Annotated in this window: 18 protein-coding genes; 9 read left to right on the forward strand and 9 right to left on the reverse strand. The window is 57.0% G+C overall.

The annotated features are described in order from the left end of the window. Positions 1-62: 62 nt before the first annotated feature. Positions 63-710 carry a metallophosphoesterase family protein gene (locus tag ACPLPM_RS01620; protein WP_424358489.1) on the reverse strand — a complete coding sequence of 216 codons (648 nt, stop codon included), beginning with the start codon at positions 708-710 and terminating at the stop codon, positions 63-65. 769 nt (positions 711-1,479) lie between these two features. Between ACPLPM_RS01620 and ACPLPM_RS01625 the strand changes: the two genes are divergently transcribed. Continuing rightward, entirely contained in the window at positions 1,480-2,865 is a 1,386-nt protein-coding gene (locus tag ACPLPM_RS01625) for an ORC1-type DNA replication protein (RefSeq protein ID WP_424358490.1), read from the forward strand. A 7-nt stretch (positions 2,866-2,872) separates the two neighbouring features. On the opposite strand, the gene ACPLPM_RS01630 is transcribed toward ACPLPM_RS01625, so the two are convergent. Continuing rightward, entirely contained in the window at positions 2,873-3,430 is a 558-nt protein-coding gene (locus tag ACPLPM_RS01630) for a S26 family signal peptidase (RefSeq protein ID WP_424358491.1), read from the reverse strand. 186 nt (positions 3,431-3,616) lie between these two features. Here ACPLPM_RS01630 and ACPLPM_RS01635 point away from each other — a divergent pair, with 186 nt between their 5' ends. Beyond that, positions 3,617-4,123, forward strand: a complete 507-nt coding sequence (locus ACPLPM_RS01635; RefSeq protein WP_424358492.1) for a peroxiredoxin family protein — start codon at positions 3,617-3,619, stop codon at positions 4,121-4,123. Between the two features lie 278 nt (positions 4,124-4,401). Here ACPLPM_RS01635 and ACPLPM_RS01640 read toward each other — a convergent pair whose 3' ends face one another. Continuing rightward, a complete protein-coding gene (locus ACPLPM_RS01640; protein WP_424358493.1) occupies positions 4,402-4,953 on the reverse strand; it encodes a S26 family signal peptidase in 552 nt (183 codons plus the stop codon). Between the two features lie 192 nt (positions 4,954-5,145). Between ACPLPM_RS01640 and ACPLPM_RS01645 the strand changes: the two genes are divergently transcribed. Together ACPLPM_RS01645 and ACPLPM_RS01650 are read left to right on the forward strand one after the other, a co-directional pair. Then, complete coding sequence (locus ACPLPM_RS01645) at positions 5,146-6,663, forward strand: DNA-directed DNA polymerase II small subunit (RefSeq protein WP_424358494.1); 1,518 nt, start codon at positions 5,146-5,148, stop codon at positions 6,661-6,663. A gap of 506 nt (positions 6,664-7,169) precedes the next feature. Continuing rightward, a complete protein-coding gene (locus ACPLPM_RS01650) occupies positions 7,170-7,616 on the forward strand; it encodes a PIN domain-containing protein (RefSeq protein WP_424358495.1) in 447 nt (148 codons plus the stop codon). Between the two features lie 68 nt (positions 7,617-7,684). On the opposite strand, the gene ACPLPM_RS01655 is transcribed toward ACPLPM_RS01650, so the two are convergent. Beyond that, the gene (locus ACPLPM_RS01655; protein ID WP_424358496.1) at positions 7,685-7,954 is read right to left on the reverse strand and encodes a hypothetical protein; all 270 of its coding nucleotides are present in this window, start codon (positions 7,952-7,954) and stop codon (positions 7,685-7,687) included. A gap of 212 nt (positions 7,955-8,166) precedes the next feature. Between ACPLPM_RS01655 and ACPLPM_RS01660 the strand changes: the two genes are divergently transcribed. Further along, positions 8,167-8,487, forward strand: coding sequence for an RING finger protein (locus tag ACPLPM_RS01660; protein WP_424358497.1), 321 nt, complete (start codon positions 8,167-8,169; stop codon positions 8,485-8,487). A 477-nt stretch (positions 8,488-8,964) separates the two neighbouring features. Next, positions 8,965-9,147 carry a hypothetical protein gene (locus tag ACPLPM_RS01665; RefSeq protein ID WP_424358498.1) on the forward strand — a complete coding sequence of 61 codons (183 nt, stop codon included), beginning with the start codon at positions 8,965-8,967 and terminating at the stop codon, positions 9,145-9,147. Between the two features lie 104 nt (positions 9,148-9,251). On the opposite strand, the gene ACPLPM_RS01670 is transcribed toward ACPLPM_RS01665, so the two are convergent. After that, positions 9,252-10,763, reverse strand: a complete 1,512-nt coding sequence (locus ACPLPM_RS01670) for an AMP phosphorylase (RefSeq protein WP_424358499.1) — start codon at positions 10,761-10,763, stop codon at positions 9,252-9,254. Between the two features lie 303 nt (positions 10,764-11,066). On the opposite strand from ACPLPM_RS01670, the gene ACPLPM_RS01675 reads away from it, so the two are divergent. Further along, the gene (locus tag ACPLPM_RS01675) at positions 11,067-11,852 is read left to right on the forward strand and encodes a hypothetical protein (RefSeq protein WP_424358500.1); all 786 of its coding nucleotides are present in this window, start codon (positions 11,067-11,069) and stop codon (positions 11,850-11,852) included. On the opposite strand, the gene ACPLPM_RS01680 is transcribed toward ACPLPM_RS01675, so the two are convergent. The 3 genes from ACPLPM_RS01680 to ACPLPM_RS01690 form a co-directional block, all read right to left on the reverse strand. Further along, the gene (locus tag ACPLPM_RS01680; protein WP_424358501.1) at positions 11,824-12,903 is read right to left on the reverse strand and encodes a glucose 1-dehydrogenase; all 1,080 of its coding nucleotides are present in this window, start codon (positions 12,901-12,903) and stop codon (positions 11,824-11,826) included. The two genes, ACPLPM_RS01675 and ACPLPM_RS01680, sit on opposite strands and share 29 nt — an antisense overlap. 115 nt (positions 12,904-13,018) lie before the next feature. Beyond that, positions 13,019-15,301, reverse strand: coding sequence for a CDC48 family AAA ATPase (locus tag ACPLPM_RS01685; protein WP_424358502.1), 2,283 nt, complete (start codon positions 15,299-15,301; stop codon positions 13,019-13,021). Positions 15,302-16,148: 847 nt separating this feature from the next. Then, the gene (locus ACPLPM_RS01690) at positions 16,149-17,009 is read right to left on the reverse strand and encodes a polyprenyl synthetase family protein (protein WP_424358503.1); all 861 of its coding nucleotides are present in this window, start codon (positions 17,007-17,009) and stop codon (positions 16,149-16,151) included. Positions 17,010-17,205: 196 nt separating this feature from the next. Here ACPLPM_RS01690 and ACPLPM_RS01695 point away from each other — a divergent pair, with 196 nt between their 5' ends. Further along, positions 17,206-17,730 (forward strand): hypothetical protein, encoded by a 525-nt coding sequence (locus tag ACPLPM_RS01695; RefSeq protein WP_424358504.1) that lies wholly within the window; start codon positions 17,206-17,208, stop codon positions 17,728-17,730. Positions 17,731-18,671: 941 nt separating this feature from the next. On the opposite strand, the gene ACPLPM_RS01700 is transcribed toward ACPLPM_RS01695, so the two are convergent. After that, positions 18,672-21,254, reverse strand: coding sequence for a DUF5814 domain-containing protein (locus ACPLPM_RS01700; RefSeq protein WP_424358505.1), 2,583 nt, complete (start codon positions 21,252-21,254; stop codon positions 18,672-18,674). Positions 21,255-21,339: 85 nt separating this feature from the next. On the opposite strand from ACPLPM_RS01700, the gene ACPLPM_RS01705 reads away from it, so the two are divergent. After that, entirely contained in the window at positions 21,340-21,594 is a 255-nt protein-coding gene (locus ACPLPM_RS01705; RefSeq protein ID WP_424358506.1) for a hypothetical protein, read from the forward strand. Positions 21,595-21,739 lie beyond the last annotated feature (145 nt).

Below are 21,739 nucleotides of genomic sequence, written 5' to 3' on the forward strand. Positions count from 1 at the left end.
ATCAGACCAGTTATATATTTAATATGAAATAAATATTATTCCCGGCCTTACCGGAGAAGGGTTCAGATGACAGAATCGATCCAGACGACGTCAAGTGTTTCCAGGTCGATGATGGCGGCCTGCCCTTCCGCCGCGTAGCCGGGGTTGATCAGCCAGGCGCCGTCCTTGACTTTGCCTCTGGCCTTGTGGATGTGGCCGCAGATGATCAGGTCGAACTTGTCCAGCGCGGCCCTGAGGGCCTTGCTACCCATTGCGCCCTTCGGCGTCATGTCCAGAGTGTCCAGCGGAGGCGCGTGGGTCACCAGAACTTTCCGGTCTACGGCGGGCATTTCTCTGATCAGCGCTTCGAGCTTGTTCGCGATCTCTTCTTCCGATATTTCCGACGGGGTATTGTTGCCGGTAGGGTTAGAATAGCCGATGCCCATGAACAGCGTATTCTTGATGATCCTGGGAGACAGATCCAGGTTCACCGCGTTCGTATACCTGCCTATTCCTTCCACGACTTCCTGAGTATCCCAGTTGCCCGGAACGTAGAGTACAGTCGGACAGAGCTGCTTAAGCTCCGAAATGGTGCGGACAGCGCTAACCTCGGGACCTCCGTGGGTGATGTCGCCGCAGATAATTATAGCGTCTACCGGATCGCTCTTTTTGACGATGGCGTCGAGCCTGAAAAACTTACCGTGCAGGTCGGATAGGGCAAGTACCTTCATAATATTGGCATTGGTCTGGCAGATTAAAACGGTTGCGAGTGCTTGAAACAATATGACAGAGCGCTCGGTTTCCAGGTCCCCTGGCGACGGGTTGGAAAAATTAGGGAGAAATTTCTGGTAAGCTGGCGATAAGACGCCTACCCCTTTATTTCCAATGGAGCCTGGAATTTAGAATTACTAACTGCTAAGGCTTGAAGATTTGCATGCTTATCGAAAAGTAAGCCTAAATATCAATTATTTCAAAATTTTGATCACTTGTATGGCAATTGTTGAACCATGTTCAGGCAGAAATTTTCACCGATCCATGGATTCAGCTTTAAATTGAACTCCATTTCACCTTTAACAGGTTATATTTAAAGTTTAACTTAATTAAATAAAAATAATTGATTTAACTATAAATCGATATCTATATATACTTTGATCTGCAAAGCCCTACAACAAGGTATTTTCATCTGATAAATTCAAAGCTTGCCTTTGGATTTTCATCTCCAGTAGAAATTAAGGGGTGGGGGTATGCGGGGCATTAATGGTTCCAGTGGAAATGATGGCCTTACGTCGGCACGATTTTTGATATATGGCCTCCTAACACTTTACGGACCAATTATTATGCATAAAAAATTTTGATTTGGCGCGCTGTATCGGTAAATGTAAAAACAATGTCTTTTAAGTCGATTTTCCACCAGAAATCATGGGGTTTTCTCTACCACAACTATTAATACAGGATAGATACTATCATTTCCTCTGGAAACGCTTGGTTTTGGAGAATATTATGTTGACAGACAGGACCACACCACCTCTAGCCCCCGGAGGTGCCGAGGTGAAAACAGTTGCTGATGCAAGTAAAGAGGCATCTGATAATATTACTAATGATGGTAATAAAAACAGTAAGGGGCTTTTCGATAATCTCGTGAGCAGCCCTGAAGAAAAATCGATCGACAATATCTTCCAAAACCTGCTCAGCATGAAAGGCATCTTCCAGAACAGGGAGGTCCTCCGGTCGTCCTACACTCCGGACTACCTGCCCCACAGGATGGATCAGATAAACGCCGTGGCTGAAATTCTCGTATCGGCGCTCAGGGGCGAGTCGCCGTCTAACATACTGATCTACGGCAAGACCGGCACGGGCAAGACGGCTACGCTTGAGAGCGTGAGCAAGAAACTCATGGATCTTGCGGAAAGGATGCACGTCGAGTGCAAAGTCCTGTTCATCAACTGCGAGCGCATCGATACCCAGTACAGGATTCTGGCACACCTGGCCAGGCACTACAATCGGGAAGTACCCATCACCGGCTGGCCCACCGATCAGGTGTTCAACGAGTTCCGGGACGCGCTGGATAAGAGGGAACAAGTCGCCATCATCATCCTGGACGAGATCGACAACCTGGTCAAAAAGAGCGGCGACGACATTCTCTACAATCTGTCGCGCATCAACTCCGATCTTAAAAAGGCCAAAGTCAGCATCATCGGCATCTCCAACGACCTCACGTTTACCGATTACCTCGATCCCCGGGTCAAATCGTCCCTGGGCGAAGAGGAGATCATCTTCCCGCCGTATAATGCGCTGCAGCTCGGGGACATCCTGGAGCAGCGCAGCAAGATGGCGTTCAAGGAAAACACCCTCGAAGCACCGGTCATACCGCTCTGCTCGGCTTTCGCGGCCCAGGAGCACGGCGACGCCAGAAAAGCTCTCGATCTGTTAAGAGTATCCGGAGAGATCGCCGAGAGATCGAGGGATTCCCTGGTTAAGGAGGAGCACGTGCGCAGGGCCCGGGAAAAGATCGAGCAGGACCGCATCACTGAAGTCGTCCGGACGCTGCCGACGCAGAGCAAGCTGGTACTATACGCCATCGTGCTGCTGGACAAGGGCAACGACACCCACGAGCTGAACACCGGTGACGTGTACAACGTGTACCGCCGCCTGTGCCGCATGATCGACTCGGACGTGCTCACCCAGCGCAGGGTCACCGACCTGATCAGCGAGCTGGACATGCTGGGCATCGTCAACGCCACCGTCGTCAGCAAAGGCAGGTACGGCAGGACCAAAGAGATCGCCCTGAGCGTGCCCCCGGAGAGCACCAGCAGAGTGCTCCTCGACGATTACCGGCTGAGATCGCTCAAGGATAGCAAGCCGTTCTATAATCAGCAGCGGCTGTAACTTTTCGCTATATCCCTAAAATGGTCCGTAGCTTGCCCAGATAAGGGATCCTGAACTCCGATACCCCCAGGACCCACTCCCTTTTCACTGGCTGGTTCTGGGAGATGGGGCTGGACTGATCGTACAGGTAGTTGTTATCGCCCTGGGTGATGTAGCCCGAGTGAGGGGCCGGCGGCCCGCCTGACCACATCGGCTCGCCTTCTTCTACGTAGTACATTGCCCTGTGAATTACGGGAGTTACCTGAGAGTCGCCCATAGGCCTGAAGACGATCACGTCCCCGAAGTCGTTGAACGTCCTGTAATCCTGCTTTACAGCCTCGTCGTAAGTGGTTACGCTGGTCCGGTCGAGGCTCTGCATCAGGATGAGGTCGTCCGGCTTCAGGTTCGGGAGCATGCTGTGCCCGTCCACGGCGACCATCGGAGGCCAGATGCCAGAGTAAGCGTACAGCAGCCCTACGATCACCAGCATGAAGCCAGCTATAAAAGCGATGTCCTTGGCTACCTCTATCCAGAATCTCTTCGTCAGAAAGCCGCTATCCTGGCCCCCGCTGCCTCGAGGTTCCATGATCGAGATATCGGTAAGCCGTCACATAAATACTCGGCCATTTTACTCCGAAAATTTGAGGCGTATACCGTGACAGGTGATAAATATGGGATAGAAGCGCCTGACAGATAATAGTCCTCTGTGAAACATGACAATATCCGCGGGGACTCTATTTAACAATGCAGCCGAAAAAGTTCTATGATCTGTATGTACAGGATGGTCTTAAGGCTGGATGTCGGCGCCCGGGCTGAGGACGCCAGGCTGAAAAACATAGACGGCAAAGACGTGTCGCTCAGCGATTACCTGGGCAAGAGCAACCTGGTTATGATCTTCTTCCTCGGGGGTTTCGACATGCACTCGATGCGCAGCCTCCGGGCTTTCACAGATAAGTACCCGGATATAACAGGGCTCGGTGCAGACGTGATAGCCATCACCCCGGAGCTCCCGGGAAAGGTGAAGACGATCGCAGAAAACCTGAAGCCGCCGTTTACCCTGCTCAGCGATCCCGAGCTCAATTCAGTCAAGAAGTACGACGTCTACAACCCCACGACCAACTGGACCTGGCCCGCGGCCTTCATCTTCGACAAGGATGGCGTCATCCAGTACTCCTACCGGGGAGCCAGCCCGCCCAACGTGCCCGAGCTGGACTACATCATGCTGAAGCTTAAGCAGATGGCGAATCCGAAAGAAGCTGGCACGAAGCCTCAGAAGTAGGACTGGATCAGTGAGATAGCAACACGAACGCTGCGCTGTGCCAGATCACAGATTATGACAGATGCCACAGATTACACAGATACTAACCGATGATAAATGGATTTACCTTCAACCACTTTGATCTACAGCCATCTGTGTAATCTGTCCAATCTGTCGCAATCTGTGATCTGGCACAGCGCAGCGTTCGTGTACGTTCACGGGCACAGAGATAACTGTCTTATCAATATCCCCGGAAACAGTGGCCAGCACAGCGCAGCGTTCCATTTTCCTCTCGTTGATCACAGCCCTACGATTCCCAGCAGGCTCCGCACGTACCCGAGGTACGGTATCCTGAACCTGGCCACGCCGAGGATCCAGTCCTCCTGCACAGGTGTATTGGGGCAGATGGCGCAGCTCTGGTCGAACAGGTAGTTGTTATCGCCCTGGGTGACAAAGCCGTCGTTGGGCGCGGGCGAACTGCCCGTCCACATGGGGCCCGAAGCGTTGACCCGGGACATGGCCCGGTGAATCACAGGCGTCATATCAGTCTTCCCGAAAGGCCGGTAAACGAGCACGTCCCCGTATCCGTCGAAGGTCTGGTAGCCTGACAGCCTCGCCTCATCGTAAGTCTGGATCTGGTCGGAGCTCAGCTTCTGGATCAGGATGAGGTCTCCGTCCTGCATGTGCGGGTGCATGCTGAGGCCGTTGACGCTTACCAGCGGCGGCCATGCGCCTGAATATGCGTACAGTGCTCCGGCGACCACCGCGATGAAGGCGAAGGCAAACAGGAATTCCCTCGCCGTAGAAACCCAGAAGTTCTTGCTCTTCAAAAATTGCCTGATAATGTCCACCCTATCCGCTCCAGAATAAAATATCGGCATTATTATAATATATAGATTCCCGACAGAGTCGGCTGATGAACAGTGTCTTGATCAAGTCTAAGGCGGCAGGATTACGGCCATCTTTTCAAGCTGCTGCAGGTAACTGCCTTCTAGCTCCGGGCGAAAGTTAATAGGCCCAGGGATGCATTGCCTATACTGCCTATGTCCGGGATAGATATCGTCAACAAGCTGGCCAGCAGAGGTTTCATGGTTGAGCCGGGCGCCCTCGACCTGCTCAAGGCCAGAAGCAGCTCCGATCTGGAGCGACTGCTCGACGGGATGGACCCTTCGGCATTTATGATTACTGTAGACGATATCAAGCGGATTCTCTCCTCGGAAGAAATGGTCAAGGCCTCGGTATCGGGCACCGCCTCTGCACCCACCCCCGCGTATAGATCTCCGGCGAGGGCGAGGCAGATAGATCCGGTACCTGCAGGAGAAGTCAGGGTGCTCAGCGACATCACCAATAACTCCACCTGTATCGGCGACTACGACGAGTTCGTGGGCTACTTCCGCTATCGCTATTCGAAGCTGGGCGACATGATCCGGGGCCGGCTCAGCACCCGCCCCATCGAGAGCCTCAAGAAAGGCGGCCGCCGGTCCGGCAGCGGAGACGGCAAGAGCGAGGTCGCGGTCATCGGCATGGTGAGCGATCTGCGCCAGACCTCGGGAGGCCACCGGATGATCGAGCTGGAGGACCTCACGGGCTCGATCAATGTGCTGATCATGAAGGACAGCGATATCTTCGAGAGCCAGCTCATCCTCGACGAGGTGATCGGCGTATCCGGCCAGCTCTCCGGTGACGGCGGCCTGCTGATCGCCAAATCTCTCACCTACCCGGACGTACCTTTCACCAACATCCCCCGCCGCTCCTCAGAGCCCTCGGTCGTGGCGCTGCTGTCCGACGTCCACGTGGGCAGCGACACCTTCCTCGAGGACGACTGGCTGAAGTTTCTCGACTGGGTAAACGGAGACTGCCCCACCGACACGGACGCCGATCTCGTATCGAGGCTGCGCTACATCGTCGTGGCCGGCGACCTCGTGGACGGCATCGGCATCTACCCCGGGCAGGAGAAAGAGCTCCACATCCTCGATGTATATGACCAGTACCGGAAGGCGGCCGAGTACTTCTCCATGATCCCGAAGCACATCCAGATCGTCATATCTCCCGGCAACCACGACGCCGTCAGGCAGGCCGAGCCCCAGCCCGCGCTCTCCCAGGACGTGCAGGACATGTTCAAACAGGGCAACGTCACCTTCGTCGGCAACCCGTCTGCAGTGGAAATCGAGGGGGTAAGAGTCCTGGCTTATCACGGCAGGTCCATCGACGACCTGGTATCCAACCTCCCGGGCGCGTCCTACTCCCAGCCCGAGCTCGCCATGGCCGAACTCCTCAAACGCCGGCACTTATCGCCTATTTACGGCGGCAGGGTCATGATCGCCCCGGAGTCCAAAGACCACTTCGTGATCGACCCGATACCCGACATCATCCACAGCGGCCACGTCCACACCGTAGGCGTCTGCAGGCACCGCGGCGTCATCCTCGCCAACTCCGGCACCTGGCAGGGCCAGACCGAATTCCAGAAGCGCATGAACATCCAGCCCGACCCGGCCCGAATACCGCTCGTCGATCTGAACACCGGCGAAGTGTCGATCGTCGGCTTCAGGGATAATACATAAACCACAGAATTATTCACCACGGCGGCACGGCCATTTATCCTGACAACTAGAAGTCAAATGTTTGAACCACGGCGGCACAGCGACACGGCGATATAGCGATCCACGACTGGCCAGATAGTAACTGGAACCACGGCGGCACGGCGACACCAAGACAGGGGTGAACCGGTAAAAGTGAACTCCTTGTTAGATCCACGGCGACACAGAGACAGAGCATTAATCATAAGCTTACTATCGAATCGTTCAGTCTGACTTTCGATCGATAACCTGACGGAAGGAAAACATAGTTGTCTCTGTGCCGTTAGCCCGCTGTGCCGCCGTGGATCAATAAAAAAGGAGACTTGCTATTCCAGTACGGGTTGTCGCCGTGTCGCCGTGCCGCCGTGGTTAGAACCTTTGTTTTCCAGTTGTCGGGATAAGGAGCCGTGCCGCCGTGGTTTATTATTGAGCAGTCTCTATTCACTGCGGGCTGCCTTTAAATACCGGGAAGGCGATACTTAAGTGATATCATGCCGGGGAACATCAAGCTCAAGCTGTACCTTGATTCGAGCGTCCTGCTCAGCCTGCTGAGGGATGAGGAAGCGAACGGAGTCAAGCTCGGAGAGAACGTGGCCAGGCTGCTTCGCGAGGCGGCGGAGGGCAAGTATCAGGTGCTCGTGTCCGAGCACGCTGCGGCAGAGCTGGTAGCGGCCGGCGCACCCCGGGAGTACGTGGACCAGGTGCTGAGGCCTATGTTGCTGCTGCACGGCGGCGATCTGCTGGTGGCTAACGAGAGCATCATCTACGGGGCGCTAAAACTATCCCGGACTTACGAAGTGCCCATGCTCCGGGCGCTGCACGTGGTCTTCGCCCAGCGGAACAACGCGCTGCTCGTCACCCGGGACACCAACACCATGCTCAACGTGCGCAACTTCGTGGGGATCATGTCGCCGGAAGATTTGATCAGCATGGGCTGATTCCTGAGTAAGTCTTATCTCCTGAAAAACTGCCTCAGCGAGGAGGCAGATCATCTTTTATCAAAAAATTAGTTACTGGCTGATCTTTTGATCTCTTCGATGTACAGCCTGAGGGCCTTCTCGTCGTCGCCGCCGGCCTTTTCCATCAAAGCCTTCCACTTCTCGTCCCGGAGCTTCTCGATCTCGTCCACGGGATTTCCGGCGCCCTGGCCTTTGAGCATGCCTTTCTGGTAGTCGATCAGCTGCTTCATGAGGCCCGCGATGGCGGCCTTCCTGTCGGGATAGTCTCCCCTGGAGACCGCTTCCTCGATCTTACTCTGTATGTCCGGTTCAGCCATTGGATCACGTCAATAGAATATAGCATACATTATGCAGGCTACATTAAGTAGTCTCGGGCGATAAAAATAAAAAGCTGTCGCCTGCTATACGCGTAATCCGCACGGCCCCGGCGCGTGCCTTATAAATACCGGCGGTTGCAACAAAATCCCTCCTCGAATCCGCCCACAAATTTTAAATATTATCTATGATAGGATTCTTGCTGGAGTTCAGTATGACATACGTTGACGACGACGACTTCGACGAATTAGATGCAAAGGAAGAAATGGACGACGACCTGGAGGCTGACGAGTCCGGACGCTGCGACGAGTGCGGTCTCAAAGTCAAGAAGGACGACGCCACCGTATGCCCGGCCTGCACTGCCACCTACCACCGGTGGTGCGTGACCGAATGCAACCGCTGCAACACTCCGCTGAACACAGGCGATGCGGAAGAACGCAAGCCCGTCAAGGCAGCAGGAAAGCGTGCGGCGCCGAAGAAAAAGGCGACGGCGGTCAAAGCCGCGTCCACAGTAAGAGCTTCGAGAGCGCGCTAAAGCGTCTCGACTCTATACTTTTCTGAATCGCTTTCATGCCGTATGTGGGAACTCAAAGAGGCATCGTCTGCCTCGGGCTAGTTCAGCTTCTTAAATCATATTTTGCTTACATCGCCTGTCACTACCAGCTATAGCAATTTTCTATAACCATTTTCGCGGGTCGACGGCCGACCTGATGGTCGGCCTACTACGGTTTTTCGGGTGCTGCGCCGTCAGGGCCGGGCTCGCACCCTCGCAATGCGAGGCCGGCTGGCGCTATCGCTGCCGCCGACCTCACATTGCTTCGCAAGCCCTAAGCGACACCGCCTTCGGCAGGTGTCCATTGCCCTGCCACCTCCGCATCCGGCTGATGCCGGACAAGCCCGAAAAACCTCCGTCGACCGCGATAGTATCCGCATGGTTATATGGTGGTAGCGGTCGGCGAGGCGTTTCGGGCTTGTCCTGCCCTGATGGGCAGGATGCGGAGATGGCCGGGCAATGGACACCTACGAAGTGGTGTCGCTTAGCGCTTGCGAAGGAGGATCGGCTGGCGCAGCCGAAGGCGCAGCCAGGTCGGGCCTCCGGGGGTGCGAGCGCGGCCAGGACATCGTAGCACCCGAAACGACGAGTAGCCCGTCAACAGACGGGCGTCGACCCGCGAATAATAAGAACAACAACTAGAACGCGCGCCGACCCGCGGAGTGGTTATTAAAACCATAAACAAGCTTTTCGTGATAGGATTGCCCAATAAAAAAGAAGTTGTTTAAACCCCCGTACAAGGAGGCCTAAACCACTTGAATCTTTTCTAAGATCATACCCTCGACCAGGATGATCGGATTCCTCAGCGACTCCTTGATGGCCGCATCCAGCTTCCATTCTTTGTCGGCGTATAACGTATACAGCCCGTCGCCCTTTTTCACGTACTCGCCCTTCTTCTTGTGTAAAATAACGCCTACGCCTTTGTCGTGAGGGGCGCCGGCAAGGCGGCACATGTTGACGAGCCTCTTGTTCGAGATCTCCAGCACGTAGCCGTCCTGGGGGGACAGTACGGTCGCGATCTTGTCGCCGACCGGGACCATGTCGGACGTGACCTTCGGGTCGCCGCCCTGGACTTCGATGATCTCCTTGAACTTCTGCAGCGCTTTGCCGCTCTTGACCAGCTCGACGGCCATCTTCGCGCCCTCGTTCCTGGGTGCGACGCCGCCCATCTCCAGCATCATGCCGGAGATGGAGATGGTCTTCTCCAGGAAGCTCCGGGGGCCTTCGAACTTTTCGAGCATGACCATGGCCTCCCTTACTTCCACTCCGCCGCCGATCGCCCGGCCCAGCGGGGTGCCGCCATACGTTAAAGCGCACTCGATCTTCATGCCCAGGCGATCGCCCAGCTCCATGAACTCCCTGGCCAGTTTCCTGCCCTCCTGCACAGTGGGGATCTTGGTCTCGTTGCCCGTGGGGATGTCGAGCACCATGGTGTCCGCGCCGACAGCGAACTTCTTCGCCATGACCGATGCCAGTAACTGAGATTTCGGGTCGATGGACAGGGGGTATTCCACGCCGATGATCTTGTCGTCCGCGGGGGCGATGTTCGTGGCCCCGCCCCAGACGAGGCAGCCGCCTACCTTGGTCGTCATCTTCTTGATCTCGTCGGCCCTGAAGCTGACCGGGCACAGGATTTCCATGAGGTCCGCGCTGCCCCCGGCACCGGTGATGGCCCGGCTGCTGGTCTTGGGGATCAGCAGGCCAGCCGCAGCGATGATGGGCACGATGCACAGCGAGATCTTGTTGCCGGGAACCCCGCCGATGCTGTGGTGGTCCATGACCGGGTGGACGTCGAAAGAGATCTGGTCCCCGGTCTTCACCATGGCCCTGGTCATCCACTCGATCTCGTCGGGGTCCATGTTGTAGATGTAGGAAGCGGTCACGAACGCGGTCAGCTCGACCTCGGTGAGGTTGCCGTCCACGATGTCCTCGATGATGGCGTGCAGCTCATCGCTGGTCAGCTTTTGCTTGTCCATCTTCTTCCTGATGAAAGAGACTGATTTGGGCTTGGCCGCGGGCAGCACCTCGACTACCTCGTCCGGCACTACCTTCATGGACTCCCATGCCTCGCGGTAGATGCCGATCTTGCCCGGGCTCACGATGGCGTCTGTCGTCTCAACGACCGCAGTAATTGTATCCTTGTCCTTCACCTGGACGCGGTCGCCCGCCAGCACGCCTAGCTCCTCCGCATCGGCGGAGTTGATGATCACTTCGTACCGGCCCACTTCAATATCATAGGGCTGTGCTCTGAGCTTCATTCATTGACCTCAATGGGGTTGATGTAATTAGAGTTACCCTGATGACAAATATACTTTCTTGGATAACCGAAGAGTCTCCGGCTCTGTGCCGGAAGGGGTAAACGCCCGGCCGGGACAGCTTCACGGCCGCAGTTCCCGGCATCCCGTAGCGGAAAATCCCTGCACTGCAAGCACTTTTTAGCCAGCTGCCTCCTGACACAAAGTATTTTTCCTTTTTAGCTGAGGATATAGCGCTAAAAGTTAAAATTACTCGTATTATTGGCGATATTTTAATAAAAAGGTGATCGTTTGACCGCTCGACCAGTGATAATGGCGTTAGCCATGTTTTTATTCGCCTTAATTTTCCTCTTTGCCGGCGCAGCCGGCGCGGAGGCCTCTGTCTCGACAGAGGTCATCGATACCGGCTACCGCCCGTGGACTCACGGGTTCTCGTTCCAGAACTCCGGCGACCCCGAAGTCTTCTACGGGGTAGACCTCACCGCTCTGACCGGGCAGGACTTCCACGACGAGATCTTCCGGCACACCGGCCACTGCTATGGGATGGCCCGGGCCAGCGTGGACGACTTCATCGCTAACCGCACTCCTGCGGACCAGTCGATCGAGGAAGCCATGCCCCGCCTCGACCGGATCCAGACTGAGCAGTCGTTCTACTACATCGCCGAATATGTCAGGTTTCCGTTCGGCGGTAAAGCTCCGGACAACCGGGCCGAGTACGACAAAATCATCGAACGCCTTTATTCAGGAAAGCCTGCGGTGATCGGCGTCTACTATTCGGCGGGAGGCCATCCCGGACACGCTGTGGTTGCGTACCGGGCGGACATCGCCGAAAATGAGGCGCGTATAGCGGTCTATGATCCGAATCTCCCCCCTGCCATGTACCCTTATACGGAGGCTCCGATGACCGCTGTCTACTATCTGAAAAACGGGTCGTTCCGGTACGATAACGGCCAGCCCTTCGACCAGGTGCGGCTGAACGACATCGATCAGTCTGGCGTGGCCGGCGGCAGGGCCCTTGTAGCCAGCCTGGTCTCCCTTCCGGGAGTCCTGCTTTTCCTGCTGCTCATGCGCCGATTTCCACCAGGATTTTAATGTCTTCCTTATCCTCTTTCAGGCCTTCTTTCACGTTCTCCAGGCTGACCCTGCGGGTAAACATCCGCTCCAGCAGGCCCGGCCATCTACGCTCGACGGATGCCAGCCGGTCGAGGCCCCGCTCGAAGTGGACCCGGTTGCTGCTCACCGTGCCGAAGACCGCCTTGTTATGCATCACCAGGTCCATGTTCACGCAGTCCGTGCACACCGGATGCGTCCGCTGCTGCGGGGATAGCCCGGTCAGACAGACGATCCCGTTGTTGCTGACCAGCCCGATAGACTTGAACGCGATCTCGCTGGAGCCCGTAGCCTCCACGATCATGTCTAACGGCCCCTGCTTTTCCACGATCTGCTCGATAGGGGTCTCCTTCACGTTGAAGTAGTCGATGCCTGCCGCACCGGCTATCCGGGCCTTCAGGCTCTCCATGCCCCGGGTGGCGAAAGTACTTACCTCCAGCCCTGTGTCTCTCAGAATAAGCGCCGCCAGTAGCCCGATGGGGCCTGCGCCCGCGACCAGCGCCCTCCGGGGATGCCAGATCATGCGCTCCTGGATTTTAATCGCCTGCTCAATGCCCTTCTCCACGATGCTCAGTGGCTCCAGCAGCACCGCGATCTTACGCAGGGAAGGCGGAACTTGGATCAGGTTCTCCGGATGCTCGATGTAATACTCGGCCATGTACCCGTGCATCCCCTTGATGCCCCGCTCAAAATAGTCGTCCGACTCGCACATGTCAGGCTGGCCTGTCCTGCACCCGAAGCACATCCCCGGGCACGCCCGGCGGACCGTGGCCACGACGAGGTCTCCCCTACGCAGGGCCCGGACGTCCCTGCCCGCCTCGTCGACGACGCCCAGGTTCTCGTGGCCGATGATCAGGTAATCGCTGCCCGGCGGAGCCTCGCCGATGATGCCCGAATTGAGCTCCTCGTCGGTGCCGCAGACGCCGGCCTCCAGCATCCTGACCAGTACCTCCCCATCCCCTGGCCGGGGCTGATCGACGTCGATGACGTCGAGGCTGTCCTTTTTGCCAGGTGTGATGGCTGCCGCTCTCATATACTACCTCGAGGTCGCTGGATCAGGTATATTGCCGGAGGCCGAGACTTTAGATATATTACCGGCGATTCTACGAATCCTGTCTTAGGCAGGGTCACCAGCCGATCTTTCAAGACTACATGTACATGCTTTTCTCGATTTCCTTGCTGCCCTTCCTCTTCAGGTCACCGCCCACGTTCTGGTAGAACCTCACGGCTTCGTCGGTCACGGACGGCTCCGTAGATTTCAGGGCTTCCGTGAAGTGCTTCTTCCGGACGATCGTCGCTTTCAGATCCTCGCGCAGGGCCAGCCTGCCGGCCTTCTTGCACAGGTAGGCGATGTCTGCGCCGGTGTACATCTCCGTCTTGTCCACGAGCTCTTCCAGCTTCACGTCCGGGGCGACCGGCATGCGCTTCATGTGGACCTTGAAGATTTCTCTTCTCGCGCCCCGATCGGGCACAGGTACCAGGATGATCTCGTCGAACCGCCCGGGCCTGAGCAGTGCCGGGTCGATGATGTCCGGCCTGTTGGTGGCACCGATGACGACGACTCCCCTGAGCTCTTCCAGGCCGTCCAGCTCAGACAGGAGCTGGTTAACAATACGCTCGGTGACCCGGGGCTCTCCGGTCGCGCCCCCTCTTACCGGGGCGAGCGCGTCCAGCTCGTCCAGGAAGACGATGGCAGGAGACACCTGCCTCGCCTTCTTGAACACCTCGCTGATGTGCTTTTCCGACTCACCGTACCACTTGGACAGGAGGTCGCTGCCTTTGGCTGTGATGAAGTTAGCCTGGCTTTCGTTGGCGATCGCCTTGGCCAGCAGTGTCTTGCCCGTGCCCGGGGGCCCGTACAGCAGCACGCCTTTCGGGGCTTCGACGCCGATGCGCCGGAACGAGTCTGCGTACCTCAGCGGCCACTCCACCGCTTCCCGGAGGAGCATCTTGACGCTCTCCAGGCCGCCGATGTCGCCCCAGGTGACGTTGGGCACCTCGATCATGATCTCTCGCAGTGCCGACGGCTGGATGATCCGCAGCGCTTCCTCGAAGTCCTGCCTGGTCACGCGCAACTTGTCCAGCACCTGCACGGGCAGAGCCTGGTCTTTCATGTCGATGTTCGGGAGCACCCGGCGCAGGACATTCATGGCCGATTCCTTGCAGAGGGCTGCGATGTCCGCGCCGACGAAGCCATACGTCCTGTCGGATAGCTCGTCCAGGTCGACGTCCGGGGTGAGCGGCATGCTGCGGGTGTGAATCTGCAGGATCTCCTTCCGCCCCCCTTTGTCCGGGACCCGGAGCTCGATCTCCCGGTCGAACCGGCCTGGCCTTCGCAGAGCATTATCGATGGCTTCAGGCCGGTTGGTCGCCCCGATGACGATGACGTTCTTCCTCGATTTCAGGCCGTCCATGAGCGACAGGAGCTGGGCCACGACTCTGCGCTCCACTTCGCCCGTTACTTCGGCCCTCTTGGTGGCGATCGAGTCCAGTTCATCGATGAAGATGATGGCGGGCGAGTTATTCTCCGCCTCCTTGAAGACGTCCCTGAGGTGCTGTTCAGATTCGCCGTAGTACTTGGACATGATCTCCGGGCCGTTGATCGACGTAAAGTACGCGTCCGATTCGTTGGCTACAGCTTTGGCCAGCAGCGTCTTTCCCGTGCCCGGAGGCCCCAGGATCAGCACCCCCTTTGGGGGATCTATGCCCAGCCTGTTGAACAGCTCGGGGTACTTCAACGGCAGCTCGATCATCTCTCTGATCTTCTGTATGGCGTCCCTGATACCACCCAGGTCTTCATAGGTCACCTCTGGCACCTCGTCCCTGGAGATCTCGGTCGCCTCCGGCATCAGCTGAATTTCAGTCACCTCGGTTATCTTTACTATCCCCGCCGGGACGGTCGACGCCACGGCCAGCTTGACCTCGCCCAGGCCCAGCGAAGGGTTGGAGAAGAAGTCGCGGAAAAACTCCTCGAACATCAGGTTGGAGTTGAACGACTGGCTCGGCGGGTTATACGTCGACGTTGACACGATGTCGCCCTGGGACACCGGCCTGTTGAGAAATGAGGCTTGCAGGCTGTCGGGAGACGCGTAGATGCGGATGCCTTTCTGGACTGGGGTCAGCACCACCTTCTTGGCCTCGGTCCACCGGGCGCGGGAGATCTCCACGTAGTCGCCGAGAGTAGTCCCGGCGTTATGCCGGACGATACCGTCCACCCTGATGATGTCCAGGTGCATGTCCGAGGGAAACGCGCTGCCCACGACGGCCGAGGTATTCCGGCGGCCGGAAATCTGGATGATGTCGCCGTACGAGACGCCTATCTCCTTGATGTGACGCTCGTTGATCCTCGCGATGCCCCTCCCGACCTCGCGCTTATCGGCTTCCGCCACCTTCAGCCGCAGCTTAGCTTTCTCCTCTTTCTGCACGGTCATCGTCAAACCTCAACAGAATAATAAATATAATCAATATAATATAAATGTGAGTTTTGGTTATCACGGCATTGAGCGCAGGCTAGAATAAAGGCTGAGAGGGCATGTGGTAGACCGATCTTATAGACGATCAAACTGGCAAGATAATATAGTCCTATGGAAAAATTTGATCAATAATTGCTCTGGTATTATGTTTGTAAGCCGCCAGGCACTCGGCTTATGAAAACTGGTTTTTCTCGTTAAGCCGGTGAAAAACTCCTGAAGGTCGGGGAGGTCCCGGGAGGCAGGGGAGGATTTTCAAGCTGGGAGGTTAGAGAGGGTCAGAGGTTAGAGAGGAGGTCTGGGAGTGTGGAAAGGTCTGGGAGGATAACAGGGTATTATTCTGCACTTTTCGGATGAGCGCCCGTACCATTTACACGAAGTACACAAGGTACACGAAGTACTCAAAGTACGATTAAAGGGCTGACTGCAAGCCGATCTTAAAGTATGACTTCGGGTACTTCGCGTACTTTGAGTACTTCGTGTAAACGGTACCTGACAGCCCCAGATAGTTCGAATGTGATCATCAATAAAATTCTCTCGGACCTCCGGGTGCCTCACATAACCTCCTCTCAGACCTCCTGACCTCCCTGACCTCCCAGCTTGAACGTGTCCTCTCTAAACTCCGTGAACCTCTCCAGCCTCCTCGCCGACCTCTCAACACCTCCCGGGCCCGGAATTTTCATGGAATGACAGGACCCGATAGATCGACCTTGGCGTGCCTGTCGGTATTTTCGACCAATAGCAGGGTAACAGCGCAGCGGACGGCGGTTATAAAAGGATTAAGGCTTAGCCAGTGCATTATGCCCGGCTATGCTTTGATCTTGACCCCATTGTACCCGCGGAGAATGCCCACGATTTCGCGCAGCTTGTCCTTCGCCTCCCCATCCGGGAATTGCCCGAGGGCCTGCTCGATGAACTCGATCCGCTTTTCCACCTGCCTCATGCAGGCGTCTATCGCCTGGTCCCGGGGCATGGTTTCGTGGTACAGGAGAGGCAGGATGTACGATTGCTGCAGCGATATCTTGTTCTCGTCGTCGATCCGGGTGAACTCGATCAGGTCGTCGACGATCTGGTAGGCGATGCCGAACTCCTCTCCCATCTTCCGGCACAGCTCCGCCCTTTCGTCGGAAGCGCCCGCGATCCTCGCACCTATCTCGAAGCACGAGGCGAAGGCCGTCGCGGTTTTCCGGCGGACGCACTCGATGTAGTAGGCCTCGTCAGCTTTCGACCTCCGGGTCTTGATGTCGAGCACCTCGCCCTCCGCCAGCTCCAGGCCCATCCGGCCGAACGCCGATATGGATGCGGCGTCGTACTGCGAGTACAGCATCACCGCCTTCGAGATCAGGTAATCGGCGGACACGGTGGCGATGAAGATGCCGAACTTCTCGTGGGACGTCAGCTCTCCCCGGCGCTTCAGGCCTTCGTCCAGGATGTCGTCCTGGATCAGCGACGCGGTGTGGATGCATTCGATCCCGAGCGCGGCGTCCAGCGCTTTTTCAACAGTGCCGCCGTTCAGCTCTGCCATGAGCAGCAGTGTAACCGGCCGCAGCCTTTTCCCCGACGTCTTCAGCGAGTGGGCCATGCCCTGCCTGATCTCCGGCAGCTCGACCCCGGCCAGCAGCCGGTCGATGCCATCGTTGATGGCCACCATTTCTTTCCAGTTTTGCATACGAGTCACTAGATACCGCTAGATTGCGGACTAATTATTACTGCAAGCTTATATTTATTCCCGTCAGGCGACCGCAGATCGGGGTGCCCCACGCTCGTGACCGAAGCAGGCGACTGCTGTTCTGTTGCCGGCTCTCCTGCACCAAAAGGTTTAAGCGAAATCCCCCCTCATGTAATGCCTATAGGGGATAAAATCGATGGATGGTGCAGGAACAACCATTTTCGACAGGATAGAGCAGAAGCTATCCGCGGCTGGCGCCGAGATCGACATTACGGATCTCAAAGAGGCGGTCAGCCAGTACGATGCGAAGATCGCGGAAAACCCGGCGGACACCGAGAGCAGGATCATCGGCCTCGAGCTCAAGCTCGTCATGGTCGCCAGGCTGCTGAACGCAGCGGTCGAAGTGATGCCACACGGCGGTGCAGCACCGGCATGTGCGGCAACACCCTTTGACGAGGAGGCGCCGGCCCAGAAGGCAGCCCCCGCACAGGCCCAGCAGGCAAGCGGTCCGAGAAAGAAGCGTCTCAGGCAGAACCCGGCGACCGGCGTCATCGAGGAGATCGAGGACACCGGAGACGACAACGTCATCGTAGCCGACGGCAGAATCAGGTTCAGCGGCGGCAAAGGCGGCGTGCCGACCCGGGAAGAGAAGAAGTGCGTCTTCATCAACGCCGTAGACGACGAAGCAGTCGGCCCGAGCCCGATCAAGAAGAAAGGCTAACCCAGGACGCCTGTCGAACTGACAATTACCCAAAGATGGCTGTACATTAGCTTCAGCCATCTCCCCCCAACTTTTAAGCTGACAGTTTCCGAACGCTGTTACCCGGATAACCACGACGATTTTAAATTTCAACCATGGCGGCACGGCGGCACAGCGATAGTGCGAGAAACGATTACATGATTAAATGTTCTAACCACGGCGGCACGGCGGTGCTGTGTTGCATAATTCATTTTCTCTTCTTTGGGCCGAGCTATTGCAGGTGGAGTGACTCAGCAAGACGATCGCTGCGCTGTGCCAGGATCACAGATTACGCAGAATCTGATGATTCTGACAGATGCCACAGATTGCACAGATTCTAATCGATGAGAAATGGATTTGCCGTCTACCGATTTTATTCTAAGGTCATCTGTGAAATCAGTGCAATCCGTTTCAATCTGTGATCCTGGCACAGCGCAGCGATCGTCATCGCATCGCCTCGAGAACGCCTGCGACTGCAGGCGTTCAAAAGGCGAACATGAAGATAAGAATAATGCAACACAGCAGCACGGCGACACGGAGACAGTCCGTATCTAAATGGTAAGGCTCTTTTTATTGATCCACGGCGGCACAGCGGATCGAGTGCACTGAGACAAATTGGTTAGTATTTCGGTGCCAGAGGTACGATGGATTAAATGTAGGTGTTAAAGCTTCCCGGCTGTGCGATCTGTAAATCAAGCTAAATTATCGGCCATCAAGCAGCTATTGGTTAATGCACTGTCTTGGTGTCGCTGTGGGCATAAAAATTAGTACTTGTTAATAGTAGTACGCCATTGTCTTGGTGTCGCCGTGCCGCCGTGGTTTCATTTACCGTCCGGCATATTGTGAATCGCATTGTCTTGGTGTCGCCGTGCCGCCGTGGTGAATAACCTCTGTACGCTCTACGGGTTTTCATGTAGCTGGTGCTAGTACTCTTCGTCCTCATCGTCATCCAGCGCAGCCTTCGCCTTCTTTCTCGGCGCGTAAGTCCGCTTTCTGGTGGTGCCCACTAAAGCGTTGTACTGCTCCTGAGTGATCTTCTCGGGGTCTTCGACGCCTTCCCTCAGCAGTTTTGCCTCTGCGGCGGCCTGGTTGAGCCGCTCGATGCGGGCGATCTCGTGGACGGCGTCGAGGTTTCTCACCGTGCGGTCCAGATATCCCAGAATGTCGCCTTCGAAGGCGTTGAGGTTGTAGTCGGCCGCGATGGCCCGGGCGATGCCGTGGGGATCTTTATCCTGGAGCCTGTAGGCGATGAGCTTTTTGCTGAACTTGCGCTCGGCACAGCCGCAGAACGGGCTATCCTCGCACACGCAGTCCAGGAAGTCCGCGCTGAATTCCAGGAACTGGTCGCGCATCCCGTGGTCCATCTTGGCGATGGCGTCCCCGGAGAAGACGATGTCGAGGCTGGACGGGCTGAACACACGGGAGGGCACGCTGATGCCGATCACTTTGGAGAGGCGGTCCGCTCCCCGGAAGTACACGGCGTCGAACGCCTCTAGTTCCACGGCGATGTCCAGCGGGGCGACCTTTTTGCGGAGCCGGTCCCGGATCATGAGGGCGTTGGACACGCTGAGGAAGTGGGTGACCACGGCCCGGCCCAGCGGCGTCTGCTTTACCGTGCCTTTCTCTTTCGTCAGCAGGCCGCCGGAGACGCACTTCTGTACGAGCGCCGGCGTCGAGCTGACAATGCCGAGCATCTGGTCGTTGATCTTCTCCAGCACCTTCTCCTCCGGGGCGACGCTGGTATTCGCTAAACACTCCTCCATCTGCTCGGGCTCGTCGTAGCAGACGTTCACGTGCTCCGCGCTGCCTCCCAGCAGGCGGAACGCGACCTCTTCCTCGCTCTCCCCCTCGATGGTGCTGTCCGGGTCGGAGAGGACGACCACCTTTCCGAGGTCGTGGAAGTCGGGCCTGCCTGCTCTCCCCTGCATCTGCTGGAACTCGCTGACCGACAGCCAGTCTTTGCCCATCGCCAGGGACTCGAAGATCACCTGGGAGGCCGGGAAGTCCACGCCTGCCGCCAGCGCTGCAGTAGTCACTACTACCTTGATCTCGCCCTTCGCGAACCGGTCCTCCACACTCTTGCGCTGTGGATACGTTAAGCCGGCGTGGTAAGGGGCGGAATTAATACGTAATGCCTGGCTGATGGAGTGGCACTTCTTCCTGGAGTTGGTGAAGACGATGGTCTGTCCCCGGAAGCCTTTCGTGGAGGTCTTCGCGTACTCTTTGGAGGCGTACTCGTCGATGAGGCGGTACTTCTCGTGCATCTGAGCGAAGATCAGGTGCCTTTCAAGAGCTACGGGCCGGTGCTCGTATTCGACCAGCGTCCCGCCCAGGTGCTTTGCCACTTCCTTCGGGTTGCCGATAGTCGCGGATAAAAAGACGAACTGGGCGGCGGGGGCGCAGGCCCTGAGCCTCGCTATGAGCCCGTCCAGCCGGTGGCCTCTCTCCGGGTCCTCCAGCATGTGCACTTCGTCGATCACCACGGTGCCGATCTTTTTTACGCCGGCGGGGCCGGAGGTGCGGAGCACGTAGTCCAGGCCCTCGTACGTGCCCACCACGATGTCCGAGTCCAGCGAGGTGTTCAGCTTGACCGAGTTCAGCGAAATCCTGGACGTGCCCACCCGGATGGCAGTCTTCAGCCCCAGTGGAGAGTACCGCTTCTTGAACTGCTCGTACTTCTGGTTGGCCAGCGCCACCAGCGGCACCAGGAAGAGCATCTTCCCCTTGCCGGCCAGGATGTTGCTGACGCCCGCGAGCTCGCCGATCAGCGTCTTGCCCGTCGCTGTCGCAGAGACGACGAGCTGGCTCTTGCCGTCGAGCAGGCCGGAGCTCACGGATCTGGACTGGACCGGGAGGAGGCTCTCTACCTTGCCTAGCAGCACCTCTTTCAGCTTCCCGTCAATTTTCAGATCGGCGACCTTCACCGGCTTAATTCTCGACTCCGCCGCCGGTATCAGGTCGAACTTCGTCAGCTCCGGGGGCAGGTTGGTCGGGTTGAGCAGGGCCAGCACCCGGTTCAGGTCCCTCGTCTTCTCGAGAATGGACTCCATCCGATCGAGGCCCTTCGAGGTGATCCGGCCCCGGAAACTCAGCTCCCTCTTTAGCTCTTTTTTGGCGCAGTCCAGGCAGACCAGCTCGCTCTTGAACCGGACCATGTCGGGCTTCTTGAAAGTAAGGTTATCTTCCATGAGGCAGAACCGGCAGACCCCGACCCGCTGCGACGTGAGCTGGTAAGCTTTCAGCATTTCATTGAGCCCCTGCTCCTGGGCGTCGGTCATCATTGTGGTAAAGATGCAGTCCGCGGCCTTGAGCAGTTCCATGAACGTCGAAACCGGCAGGTACTCGTCTCCCTTTTCCTTGATCACTCTCACTTTGAGCGGCCTGGTGCCCCTGGAGGTCTCCTGCACGGTGAGCACGCCCGAGAAGACAGGCTTGCCCTCCCCCTTCACGGGGTAGACCCGGTACTCGTCCTTGCGGTAGGGCACGAAAACGACGAATAGCGCCATGGATTACTCCGAATAGATGACACTGCTCATATAAATCGTTATTTACTCCCCAGAATATATGCCGGAGGAGTGCGTATGATAGACCATGGATCTTGACAGGCCTCTGTATCCTGATTCTCTGGTCGACCGCATGAAGAAAGAGTTCCCGTTCTCCTGTATCGGCTGCGAATTCTTAAGAGCGCTGCCCGACCGCACCATGCTCTGCGCCTACGGTGGCAGCCCCAGAAAAGTCGACGTCCTCGACCCGCTGATGTCCAACCGGAACTGCAAGCACAACAAGCCCGAACCGAGCGTGCTCGACCGGCCGGAAGTACCGATCAGAGCGCCGCCCCGGGAATGACTAGCGAGGGCGTCCTGCGACCCCCTTTTCTTCTACTGCCCGAAGGGCAGCGGCATTGACGGATTGTGACAGAAAGGGTTAATACTAGCAACCCAGATATCCTGCCGGCTCAGGCCTCGTTAGGGGGGCTGTCCAGGAAGTCTAA

This window comes from Methanocella sp. MCL-LM (assembly GCF_049676595.1).
In the GTDB taxonomy this organism is placed as follows: Archaea; Halobacteriota; Methanocellia; order Methanocellales; family Methanocellaceae; genus Methanocella_A.

What these genes read in the sequence shown, in the direction of transcription:
- ACPLPM_RS01705 (WP_424358506.1), top strand. Translation starts at nt 21,340, where the DNA reads ATGGATCTTGACAGGCCTCTGTATCCTGATTCTCTGGTCGACCGCATG.
- ACPLPM_RS01700 (WP_424358505.1), bottom strand. Translation starts at nt 21,254, where the DNA reads ATGGCGCTATTCGTCGTTTTCGTGCCCTACCGCAAGGACGAGTACCGG.
- ACPLPM_RS01630 (WP_424358491.1), bottom strand. Translation starts at nt 3,430, where the DNA reads ATGGAACCTCGAGGCAGCGGGGGCCAGGATAGCGGCTTTCTGACGAAG.
- ACPLPM_RS01655 (WP_424358496.1), bottom strand. Translation starts at nt 7,954, where the DNA reads ATGGCTGAACCGGACATACAGAGTAAGATCGAGGAAGCGGTCTCCAGG.
- ACPLPM_RS01680 (WP_424358501.1), bottom strand. Translation starts at nt 12,903, where the DNA reads ATGAGAGCGGCAGCCATCACACCTGGCAAAAAGGACAGCCTCGACGTC.
- ACPLPM_RS01695 (WP_424358504.1), top strand. Translation starts at nt 17,206, where the DNA reads ATGGATGGTGCAGGAACAACCATTTTCGACAGGATAGAGCAGAAGCTA.
- ACPLPM_RS01625 (WP_424358490.1), top strand. Translation starts at nt 1,480, where the DNA reads ATGTTGACAGACAGGACCACACCACCTCTAGCCCCCGGAGGTGCCGAG.
- ACPLPM_RS01685 (WP_424358502.1), bottom strand. Translation starts at nt 15,301, where the DNA reads ATGACCGTGCAGAAAGAGGAGAAAGCTAAGCTGCGGCTGAAGGTGGCG.
- ACPLPM_RS01665 (WP_424358498.1), top strand. Translation starts at nt 8,965, where the DNA reads ATGGACACCTACGAAGTGGTGTCGCTTAGCGCTTGCGAAGGAGGATCG.
- ACPLPM_RS01650 (WP_424358495.1), top strand. Translation starts at nt 7,170, where the DNA reads ATGCCGGGGAACATCAAGCTCAAGCTGTACCTTGATTCGAGCGTCCTG.
- ACPLPM_RS01620 (WP_424358489.1), bottom strand. Translation starts at nt 710, where the DNA reads ATGAAGGTACTTGCCCTATCCGACCTGCACGGTAAGTTTTTCAGGCTC.
- ACPLPM_RS01660 (WP_424358497.1), top strand. Translation starts at nt 8,167, where the DNA reads ATGACATACGTTGACGACGACGACTTCGACGAATTAGATGCAAAGGAA.
- ACPLPM_RS01670 (WP_424358499.1), bottom strand. Translation starts at nt 10,763, where the DNA reads ATGAAGCTCAGAGCACAGCCCTATGATATTGAAGTGGGCCGGTACGAA.
- ACPLPM_RS01645 (WP_424358494.1), top strand. Translation starts at nt 5,146, where the DNA reads ATGTCCGGGATAGATATCGTCAACAAGCTGGCCAGCAGAGGTTTCATG.
- ACPLPM_RS01635 (WP_424358492.1), top strand. Translation starts at nt 3,617, where the DNA reads ATGTACAGGATGGTCTTAAGGCTGGATGTCGGCGCCCGGGCTGAGGAC.
- ACPLPM_RS01690 (WP_424358503.1), bottom strand. Translation starts at nt 17,009, where the DNA reads ATGCAAAACTGGAAAGAAATGGTGGCCATCAACGATGGCATCGACCGG.